The 9,747-nt window shown below is 62.7% G+C and carries 7 protein-coding genes and 1 pseudogene; 5 read left to right on the top strand and 3 right to left on the bottom strand.

All coding sequences use genetic code 11. The features are described from left to right. Both QZY01_RS03175 and QZY01_RS03170 read left to right on the top strand, forming a co-directional pair. On the top strand, positions 1 to 720 hold a 720-nt coding region (locus QZY01_RS03175), incomplete at its 5' end, for an amino acid permease (RefSeq protein WP_294533227.1). Positions 721 to 1,248: 528 nt separating this feature from the next. Next, positions 1,249 to 1,518 (top strand): hypothetical protein, encoded by a 270-nt coding sequence (locus QZY01_RS03170; RefSeq protein WP_294533224.1) that lies wholly within the window; start codon positions 1,249 to 1,251, stop codon positions 1,516 to 1,518. A gap of 710 nt (positions 1,519 to 2,228) precedes the next feature. On the opposite strand, the gene QZY01_RS03165 is transcribed toward QZY01_RS03170, so the two are convergent. The 3 genes from QZY01_RS03165 to QZY01_RS03155 all read right to left on the bottom strand — a co-directional run bounded on the left by QZY01_RS03165 (position 2,229) and on the right by QZY01_RS03155 (position 5,377). Continuing rightward, positions 2,229 to 2,786, bottom strand: a complete 558-nt coding sequence (locus tag QZY01_RS03165; RefSeq protein ID WP_294533222.1) for an invasion associated locus B family protein — start codon at positions 2,784 to 2,786, stop codon at positions 2,229 to 2,231. Positions 2,787 to 2,834: 48 nt separating this feature from the next. Beyond that, positions 2,835 to 4,256, bottom strand: a complete 1,422-nt coding sequence (gene hpnJ / locus QZY01_RS03160; protein WP_294533219.1) for a hopanoid biosynthesis associated radical SAM protein HpnJ — start codon at positions 4,254 to 4,256, stop codon at positions 2,835 to 2,837. A gap of 191 nt (positions 4,257 to 4,447) precedes the next feature. Further along, positions 4,448 to 5,377: a glutaminase gene (locus QZY01_RS03155; protein ID WP_294533216.1), complete on the bottom strand. Its 930-nt coding sequence runs from the start codon at positions 5,375 to 5,377 to the stop codon at positions 4,448 to 4,450. 225 nt (positions 5,378 to 5,602) lie between these two features. Here QZY01_RS03155 and QZY01_RS03150 point away from each other — a divergent pair, with 225 nt between their 5' ends. From QZY01_RS03150 to QZY01_RS03140, 3 genes and pseudogenes are all read left to right on the top strand, one after another. Continuing rightward, entirely contained in the window at positions 5,603 to 6,760 is a 1,158-nt protein-coding gene (locus tag QZY01_RS03150; RefSeq protein ID WP_294533215.1) for an HlyD family efflux transporter periplasmic adaptor subunit, read from the top strand. Then, positions 6,757 to 9,534: a ribosome-associated ATPase/putative transporter RbbA gene (gene rbbA, locus QZY01_RS03145; protein WP_294533212.1), complete on the top strand. Its 2,778-nt coding sequence runs from the start codon at positions 6,757 to 6,759 to the stop codon at positions 9,532 to 9,534. The genes QZY01_RS03150 and rbbA overlap by 4 nt, the downstream gene beginning before the upstream one ends. Continuing rightward, positions 9,534 to 9,747 (top strand): annotated as a pseudogene (locus QZY01_RS03140) (ABC transporter permease); the annotation flags it as partial. The gene rbbA and the pseudogene QZY01_RS03140, both read left to right, overlap by 1 nt.

The following is a 9,747-nucleotide window of genomic DNA, read 5'->3' as shown; positions in this document are numbered from 1 at the left end:
GGTTTTCTCGCCTATGAGGGCTTCGAACTCATCGCCAACGTGTCGGACAACATCGTCAATCCGCAACGGACGTTGCCGATCGCCTTCCTCGGTTGCGTGGTCATCGCGATGGTCATCTACGCTCTGGCCTTCATCGTGGGTATCGGGCATTTGCCTTTTTCCGCCCTTGTCTCGGCCAGGAACTTCGCGATATCCGCCGCAGCCGAAAGCTTCCTTGGGCCGACCGGTTTCGTCGTCATGGCCGTTGGCGCCGTTCTCGCCTCGGCGTCGGCGATCAACGCCGATTATTTCGGGGCGCGAAATGTGCCCCCGCAGCTCGCGACCATCGACGAAATGCCGTCCGCCTTTCATCGCAGCCTGCATGGCAAATCGGTCATCAGTTTGATCGTCATCGGCGCCCTTGCGCTCGCCGCGGTCAATTTCGTGTCGATCGAAGCGATGTCCTCGGCGACAAGCGGCGGATTTCTTCTTGTTTACGCCGCGCTCAACATTGCCGCCGTCCGTCTGGCCGGCGAGACCGGCGCCAACCGCTTCATCCCCGGTCTCGCCGCCCTCCTGTGCATCGCCGCGCTCGCGATCACGATCTGGGAATTCGTGTCCGTTCCGTCGACGGTCATCCAGGCCGTCGCAATCGCCGCGATCGTCGTCGGCTCGATTGCCATCGAATGGGTTTACCGATTGAGCGACCCGGAACTGGCTTTGTTGAAGGCGTCGAAGTGACCGCGGCCGAACCGGCCATTGCCGGGATGCCGGCAAGGCCGACCGCGAAGGAACTGGTTCCGTCCAAGCCGCCAGTCTGAGGGGAGGGGCGGCGTCTTTTGCCGAGACGGCAAAGTGGGCGCCCTTTTGGTTCATGGCCGAAGACGGATTGGCAAAAAAAAGAAGAACTCGTTCTGCGTCATCGGAGCGAGCCGGATAAAAATAGACGGAGCCTGCCCATTTTAGGCAGGATTATGTTTCACAATCGCCTTGCACAATGCAGATTGAAGGCGTCAGGGAGGCGGTTGAAGCTGAGGCTTGCCACGCCGAATTTCAGCCGTTTTTCGCACGCGGATTAAAGCCGAGGATTTGCGATGAGCAACATAGATGGACCCTCCTCGCAGCGATGCGGACAAGTGGGCGCGCCTGTCCCGTTTCGTCACTGATCCCGGTTCATGAAGTATTGAGCGGGTCCTCGCGGAGGCGGGCGTTGAGCGCGCTTCTCATCATACCTTAAAATTTTTCCAACCTTCACGACGGAGTCGCAACATGAAAGTCTATCGCCTCTCGCCAATCGCCACGGACGATCCCTCGTGGAACTATTCGGTCGAAAAAGAGCATGTCTGGGCCGGCGCCGCGACCGCCGCGGAAGCGCGCGAACTCGTCGCCGCCAAGAGCGGTTTCTCCAGGCTGGCCAAACCGGGCGCGGTTTCGCCGTGGAACGACGAACGGGTCACCTCCTGTGTGGAAGAGCCGACCCTGTCTCATCCTGGGGTCGGCCAAGTCATCCGTGAAGACGGCAGCAAAGTCGCCGACTGACGAAAACGCCGAACTTCGGCTTTTCGACAAACTTATGGATTGGACCCACATTAGCGAAGGTCTCCAATGGGGACCGGCCAGGCGCGCCTGGCACAACGGCCATCGAAGAAAAGCATCAAGCGCGCGGTCGAGAAAGTCCACGCGCTGACCGATCGAGCGGGGACATGGCAAGAGACCACAGAGCTGGTGGACAAGTTGAACCGCATGCTGCGCGGATGGGCGAACTACTTCAACGTAGGCTCGGTCAGCAAGGCGTATCGCGCGCTCGACAACTACACCGCTGTGCGGTTGCGCCGGTGGTTGCGCTCCAAGCATAAAGTCAGGCGCCGCCAGGGGCGGGAGCTACCCACTCTCGCACCTCTACGGGTACTTCGGGCTCGTACGGCTGACTTACCGGGGGCGCGACGTGCCGTGGACGAAGGCGTGAGGTCTTGTCCGAGAGCCGGGTGCGGGAAATCTGCATGCCCGGTTCGATGAGAGGGGTGTGGAAACGGGAGCAATGGCCGAGCTATTGAGGCGCCGCCAGACGAAAGAGGCGGCAACAGATAGGCTCCACCTAAAGCTAACCGCGCCACACTCCGACTCTGCCGATTCTTGACGTAGCGGATGAGTTTTTGGCCGACAGCCAAAGGCCACGCCCCGCGCCGATTTTGCTGGCATCGGCGCGGCGCTCCCTTGACGCCCGGCCGCGCCTGTCCCGACCGGCCAACTCACTCCTTCGCCAAAGCGTCCATCGCCTGGGCGAGCCCCCGGAAGGAAACCGGAAGTTTGACCGGGCGCCCGACCGCATCGGTGAATTCGAGCGCGCCGGGTTCTGTCAGGCCGTGCAGGGCCCGCCATTGCAATTCACCGAGCGCGCCGTCGGCGAAACAGCCGACCGGAGCACAACTGCGCCAGGCGAGGTCCAGCTGGCGCGGGTCCTTTTCGCCAAACGAGAATTTGACGACGCTCGGCAAGGCAATGTTGGTCGGCAGATGCGCGGTGACGCGAAAAGGATCGGTCTTGGACAGACGGCCGAAGGCGAGTTCGGCGATCGGTCCCTGCTGTTGGACGTTGGACTGGATTGTCAGCACGACCTCGCAGATGCGCACGGCCTTTTCGGTTTCGCCAACCCGCTGGCAGCGCAATAGCCAGTCGCCATAGCTCGCGGTGGTGACGCGGGGCTCCGAACTGACCGGCGGCGGCGCCGCCGCCGGCTTCTGCTCGACCGCAAGGGCCACAACGGGGACGAGGAGGGCCGCGAAAAGGGCGGCGGTGCGTCGCAACATTGCAAAAACTCCAGATAAAATTGTCGCCCTTGCTCCGGGGCGGATGTTTCAGGCCTGCTTGCGTTCGCGCAGGAACTGGAAGAACTCCACGCCCTCGCGCAACCGGCGCTTGAGCATGTCGCGGTCGCGCGCCATTTCATTGACGATCGAACCGATCTTGCGCGGACGGAAGTAGAATTGCCGATAGAAAGTCTCGACCGAATCGAAGATTTCCTTGTGGCTCAAGTCGGGATATTGCAACGGCGCGATCTGTACGCCGTTCTCGTCCACCAGTTCGGCGTGATCCTTGTCGAGCCAGCCGTTCTTGATGGCCTGATCGTAAAGCACGGTGCCCGGATAGGGCGCGGCCAGCGACACCTGCAAGGTGTGCGGATTGACCTCCTTGGCGAAGCGAATGGTTTCCTGGATGGTTTCGCGGGTTTCGCCGGGCAGGCCCATGATGAAGGTACCATGAATGGCGATGCCGAGTTCACGGCAATCCTTGGCGAAGCGCTTGGCGACCTCGATCAGCATGCCCTTCTTGATATTGTGCAGGATCTGCTGGTTACCCGATTCATAGCCGACCAGCAGCAGCCGCAAGCCATTGTCGCGCATCACTTTAAGCGAATCGCGGGGCACGTTGGCCTTGGCGTTGCACGACCAGGTGACTCCGAGTTTGCCGAGTTCCTTCGCAATGGCTTCGGCGCGGGGCAGGTCATCGGTGAAGGTGTCGTCATCGAAAAAGAACTCCTTCACCTGCGGGAAGGCCTTTTGCGCCCAGGCGATTTCCTCGACGACATGGGCGACGCTGCGGGTGCGGTAGCGATGGCCGCCGACGGTCTGCGGCCACAGGCAGAAGGTGCAGCGCGACTTGCAGCCGCGCCCGGTATAGATCGACAGGTAGGGGTGCTTCAAATAGCCGATGAAATATTTCTCGATTTGCAGATCGCGCTGGTAGACCGGCGTCACGAAGGGCAGGGAGTCCATGTCCTCGAGAATCGGCCGGTCGGGGTTGTGCCGGATCGCGCCATCGGCGTCGCGATAGGACAGCCCAAGGATATCCTTCCAGTCCTTGCCGTCGGCGACGTCCTTGACGGTGAAGTCGAATTCGTTGCGGGCGACGAAGTCCACTACCGGCGCGGCTTTCAGGCTGCCGTCGGCGTCCACGGCGACCTTGGCGCCGATCAGCCCGGCTTTGAGCGCCGGATTGGCTGCTTTCAGCGCCTCGACGCATTTGACGTCGGAAGCGAAGGAGGGGACGGAGGTATGCAGGATGACGAGATCGAAGTTCCTGGCCTGGGCCACGACTTCGGCGAGCTTGATCTTGTGCGGCGGCGCGTCGATCAGTTTCGAGTTCTCGACCAGCGCGGCGGGCTGCGCCAGCCATGTCGGATACCAGTAGGAGGCGATTTCGCGCCGCGCCTGATAACGCGAACCCGCGCCGCCGTCGAATCCGTCGAAGGAAGGCGCCTGAAGAAAAAGAGTGCGCATCGAAACAAGCTCCAAACCGGGCGAGACGAGGAATTGAGGCCACAAGGCCCAATAATCGCGGCCATTCTGTGATCGCCGCGCCGATTCCAGCGCATAAAGCATGAGCGGGCGTTTCATTCAATGCAAGCTTTGGCGCTTGCCGCCCGATCCGCGCGCAGCCCGGCCGGGGACGGCCCGACCGGTTCGCTCGCCTACTCGCCGAAAATCGACCATTTCATGCGCTGCGCGAGTTTTTCCAGCGCGATCCGGCCGAGCTTCGAATTGCCGGCCTCGTCGAGTCCGGGCGACCAGACGGCGATCGACGCCTGACCCGGCGCAACGGCGAGAATGCCGCCGCCGACGCCGCTCTTGCCGGGCAGGCCGACGCGAAAGGCGAATTCGCCGGAGCCGTCATAATGGCCGCAGGTCAGCATCAACGCATTGATTCGCCTCGCCCGCTCCGCCGAAACGATATTATAGCCGGTGCCCGGATTTCGTCCCGAATGGGCGAGATAGCGCCCGGCGACGGCGAGTTGCCGGCAGGTCATGGCGATGGCGCAATGGTGGAAATAGGTCCCGACCACATTTTCGACCGGGTTTTCAAGCATGCCGAAGCTTTTCAGGAAATTGGCCAGCGCGATGTTGCGGTAGCCGGTTCGCTTCTCCGATTGCGCCACATGTTCGTCGATATAAATGGTGTCGTCGCCGGCCGCCTCGCGCACGAAGCGCAGGATTTCGCCAAGTTCCGAGCGCGGGGCGTGTCCCGACAAGATCACGTCGGTGACGGCGATGGCGCCGGCGTTGATGAAGGGATTGCGCGGCACGCCGTTCTCCAGTTCGAGCTGAATGATGGAGTTGAACGGATTGCCCGAGGGTTCGCGCCCGACGCGGGTCCAGAGCCGGTCGCCGGCCTTGCCGAGCGCCAGCGTGAGCGTGAAAACCTTCGAAATGCTCTGGATCGAGAAAGGCCTGTCGCAATCTCCGCCCGCGGCGAGGGTTCCATCGGCGGCGATGACCGCAATGCCGAAATTTTTCGGATCGACGCGCGCCAGTTCCGGAATATAGCTCGCGACACGGCCGCGATCCTCATAGGCGCGCATTTCCTCGGCGATTTCGTGGACGACTTTTTCCAGATCGGGCAAAGGGTTCCTCCCGCAGGCTTTGCTCCCCTGGACCCTTCGCCGGGAAAAAGCGCGCGCTGATGCCGGCGTTTTATCGCTTGCCGGCGCCAGTCTCTGTTATAAGGACGCCAGCGGCAAGGCCGAAGCTGCGGCAAATTTCCTTTCCCGCCGCAATAGCGCCGGATCCGGGCCGTTAAATGGGGCGGGCGTCGATGTTTTGGCAAGACCGGAAAACGGGGTTACGCGATGAGCGAGACCGAAAAGGGCGACGCCGCCCCGCTACAGGATAAAGTGTCGGCCGCGCCGGCGCCGCAACTACCCGCGACGCAGGCCCAGGCTGAAGTCAGGCCCGAGAACGCGCCGGCGATTGTCGAGCACAAGCCGGCAAGCAAAACGGCGATCTGGACGCGTCGCCTGGCGATCCTCGCCCTGATCGGCGGCGGCGCGGGCTACCTGTTCTGGCAGGCCCATCGCGCGCCGGCCATTCCGGCTTGGATCGTCTATGGCAATGGCCGGCTCGAAGCCGACCCGATCGACATCGCCGCCAAATTCGCCGGACGAATCGCGCAATTGCGCGCCGACGAGGGCGACAAGGTCGTCGCCGGGCAGGTGGTGGCGGTAATGGACGTGCGCGACATGGAGCAAAGCCTCAAGCGCGGCGAGGCCCAGGTCGATCAGGCGCAAAAGCTGATCGATGAAGCCCGCGCCAATCTCGTTCAGAGCCAGAGCGCCGCCTTGCTCGCCCAGCAGCAATTGGCGCGCACCGAAAACCTGCTGAAATCCGGCTACGCCACCCATGAACTGCTCGACCAGCGCCGTCAGGCGCTCGACGCCGCCCGCGCCGCGCAGGCCGCTGCCGAGCATCGCATCGGCGAGGCGGAAAAGGCCCTGATCGCCGCGCGCCATGACGCCGAGCTCACCCGCGTCAATATTGCCGACAATACACTGGTGGCGCCGCGCGACGGCCGAATCGAATATCGCATCGCCAATATCGGCGAAGTTCTGCCCGCCGGCGGCAAGGTCTTCACCATGCTCGACACGTCGTATGTCTATATGGACGTCTACCTGCCGACGCTTGCCGCCGACAAGGTCAAGATCGGCTCGGACGCGCGCATTGTGGTCGACGCCTATCCCGACAGGCCGATCCCGGCCAAAGTATCGTTTTTGGCTGAACGGGCGCAGTTCACTCCCAAGATGGTCGAGACCAAACACGACCGCGACAAGCTGATGTTTCGCGTCAGGGTGCGCATCGACCCGGCGCGGTCTAAGGCCCACGCCGATTCCGTGCGCAGCGGCCTGCCCGGCGCGGCCTATATCAAGACCGACCCCGACGCCGCCTGGACGCCGGCGCTGCAAGGCCAGACCGGAGCAGGCCCGGAAGCAGGGCAGGGGAAAAAAGAGTGACCGTTCCGCAGGCGGCGCCTGTCGTCCGGCTGTTGCATCTGCGCCATGACTACGGGCGCGTGGCGGCGCTCGACGGCGTGACGCTCGATCTGCCAGCCGGACGGATCATCGGACTGGTCGGGCCGGACGGTGTCGGCAAATCGACCCTGCTCGCCCTGCTCGCGGGCGCCAAGGCGCTGCAACAGGGCGGCGCGCAAGTGCTCGGCGGCGACATTGGCGACCCTCGCTGGCGCGCCGCCGTCTGTCCGCGCATCGCCTATATGCCGCAAGGGTTGGGCAAGAATCTCTATCCCGACCTCACGGTGGCGGAAAACATCCGCTTTTTTTCGCGGCTCTACGGCCAGAGCCGGGAGGAGGGACGGGAGCGTGCGGAAAGCCTGATGTGCGACACCGGGCTTTTGCCGTTCTCCGGCCGTCCGGCGCAAATGCTCTCCGGCGGCATGAGGCAGAAGCTCGGCCTGTGCTGTTCGCTGATCCACGATCCGCAATTGCTGATCCTCGACGAACCGACCACCGGCGTCGATCCGCTGTCGCGCCGCCAGTTCTGGGAACTGGTCGACCGGATGCGTTTTGGCGCCGGCGCCGCGCCGGGCGCGGAGCCGTCGATGAGCGTGATCGTCGCCACCGCCTATATGGAAGAGGCGGAGCGTTTCGACTTTCTAGTCGCGATGAACGCCGGAAAAGTGCTGGCGACCGGCTCTCCGGCGCAATTCAAGGCGCAAACCGGCGCCGACAGCATCGAGGAAGCGTTCATTTCGGTTTTGCCGGAAGAGGAGCGCCGGCGCGCGGCCAAACTGGTCATTCCCCCGCGCCAGGACCATGGCGAGGCGCCGGTGATTTCCGCGCGTGGGCTGACCTGCCGCTTCGGCGCCTTCACCGCCGTCGATCATATCGATCTCGACATTGGCCGGGGCGAGATTTTCGGCTTTGTCGGCTCGAACGGCTGCGGCAAGACCACGACGATGAAAATGCTGACCGGCCTGTTGCCGGCCACCGAGGGGAAGGCCGAATTATTCGGCCGGACCATGGAGGCCGGCGGCATGGCGTCGCGCCGGCGCGTCGGCTACATGTCGCAGAGCTTCTCGCTCTATACCGAACTGACGGTGATGCAGAATCTCGATCTGCACGCCCGGCTGTTCCAACTGCCGCGCGAACAAGCCCAAAACCGCATCGCCGATCTCCTCGACCGTTTCGGGCTGAAGCCCTTCGCCGACACGCTTGCCTCCGACCTGCCGCTGGGCATAAGGCAACGGCTGGCGCTGGCCGTGTCGGTGGTTCACAGCCCGGACCTGTTGATCCTCGACGAACCGACGTCCGGCGTCGATTTGATCGCCCGCGACGAATTCTGGCGGCTGCTGATCGAATTGTCGCGCCAGCAGGGCGTCACCATTTTCATCTCTACCCATTTCATGAACGAAGCGGCGCGCTGTGACCGCATCTCCTTGATGGATTCCGGCAAAATCCTCGCCACCGGCACGCCAACCCAACTGACGAAGATGCGCGGCGCCCAGACGCTCGAAGAAGCCTTCATCGCCTTTCTGCTGGAGGCGGCCGCGTCGCGGCAGGCGGCGGGGGATTTTCCGCGCGAAATCATTATCGCCAGGGCGAAGCCGCCGCAGCCGGCGCCCATAAGCAATCCCCGCTTCAGCTTCCGCCGCCTGATGGCCTATACGATCCGTGAAATCCTCGAACTTTCGCGCGATCCGATCCGGCTCGGCTATGCCTTGTTCGGCCCGGCGGTGCTGCTGTTGGTGCTCGGCTTCGGCATCACCACGGACGTCGATTCGCTGACCTATGCGGCGCTCGACCGCGACAATTCCTTCCTCAGCCGCGCCTATCTGAGCGAATTGCGCGGCTCGGCCTATTTCATCGAAAAGCCGCCGATCGAAAATTCCGCCGATCTGCTCGACCGCCTGAAAAGCGGCGCGGTCAGCGCCACCATCGAAATTCCGCCGGGCTTTGGCCGCGACATCAAAAGGGGCCGCCCGACCGAGGTTGCGGCATGGATCGACGGCGCAATGCCGTTTCGCGCGGAAACCATCCACGGCTATTTGCAAGGCGTCCACCAGCAATTTCTCGCCGATCCGGCGATTCGCGGGCTGTCGGGTTCCTCGGCCCCAACGCCGGCCCCGGCGGCGATCGAGACGCGCTTTCGCTATAATCAGGACTTTGACTCCATCTACGCCATGGTTCCCGGTTCGATCGCCCTGCAACTGGCGCTGATCCCTGCCATTCTGATGGCGCTCGCCATCGTACGGGAGAAGGAACTGGGCTCGATCGTCAATCTCTATGTCACCCCGGTGACGCGGCTCGAATTCCTGCTCGGCAAGCAAATTCCCTATATTGCGCTGGCGATGGTCGATTTCGTCGTGATGTTTCTGATGGCGATCTTCATTTTCAAAGTGCCGCTAAAAGGGGGGTTCGCCATTCTGGCGCTCGGCTCGCTGGTCTATGTCACGGCCACCACCGGCTATGGCATGGTGGTTTCGGCCTTCGCCCGCACCCAGATCGCGGCATTGTTCGGCACGGTCATATTGACCATCCTGCCCGCCACGATGTTCGCCGGCATGAGCACGCCGGTTTCCTCGATCACCGGCATGGGGCGGGTGATGGGGCGGCTGTTTCCGATGACCTATTACCTGCCGATCAGCGTCGGCGCCTTCACCAAGGGGTTGGGCTTTGCCGATCTGACGATTTATCTCGCGCAATTGGTTTTATTCGTTCCGGCCTTGACCTTGCTCAGCCTGTTGCTGTTGCGCAAACAGGAGAAGTGATGCAGACGCTCTCCAACATCTTCTGGCTCGGCACGAAGGAATTGCGCAGTTTTTTTCGCGACTGGGTGCTGCTGGGGCTGGTGATCTATTCGTTTTCGTTGGCGGTGATTGCCCATGCGCAGAGCAATGCGCAGGAATTTCACAATGCCTCGATAGCCATTGTAGACGATGATAGTTCCGAAATCTCCGCCCGGCTGGCGGGGGCCTTCCTGC

Origin of the sequence: uncultured Rhodoblastus sp. (assembly GCF_903903185.1) — a bacterium.
Classification (GTDB): Bacteria; Pseudomonadota; Alphaproteobacteria; order Rhizobiales; family Beijerinckiaceae; genus Rhodoblastus.
The sequence above is the reverse complement of the archived record's forward strand: the minus strand, read 5'-3'. Positions and strand labels throughout refer to the sequence as shown.

Coding starts and splice junctions, on each gene's coding strand:
- QZY01_RS03170 (WP_294533224.1), top strand. CDS start 1,249: ATGAAAGTCTATCGCCTCTCGCCAATCGCCACGGACGATCCCTCGTGG.
- QZY01_RS03150 (WP_294533215.1), top strand. CDS start 5,603: ATGAGCGAGACCGAAAAGGGCGACGCCGCCCCGCTACAGGATAAAGTG.
- QZY01_RS03165 (WP_294533222.1), bottom strand. CDS start 2,786: ATGTTGCGACGCACCGCCGCCCTTTTCGCGGCCCTCCTCGTCCCCGTT.
- hpnJ (WP_294533219.1), bottom strand. CDS start 4,256: ATGCGCACTCTTTTTCTTCAGGCGCCTTCCTTCGACGGATTCGACGGC.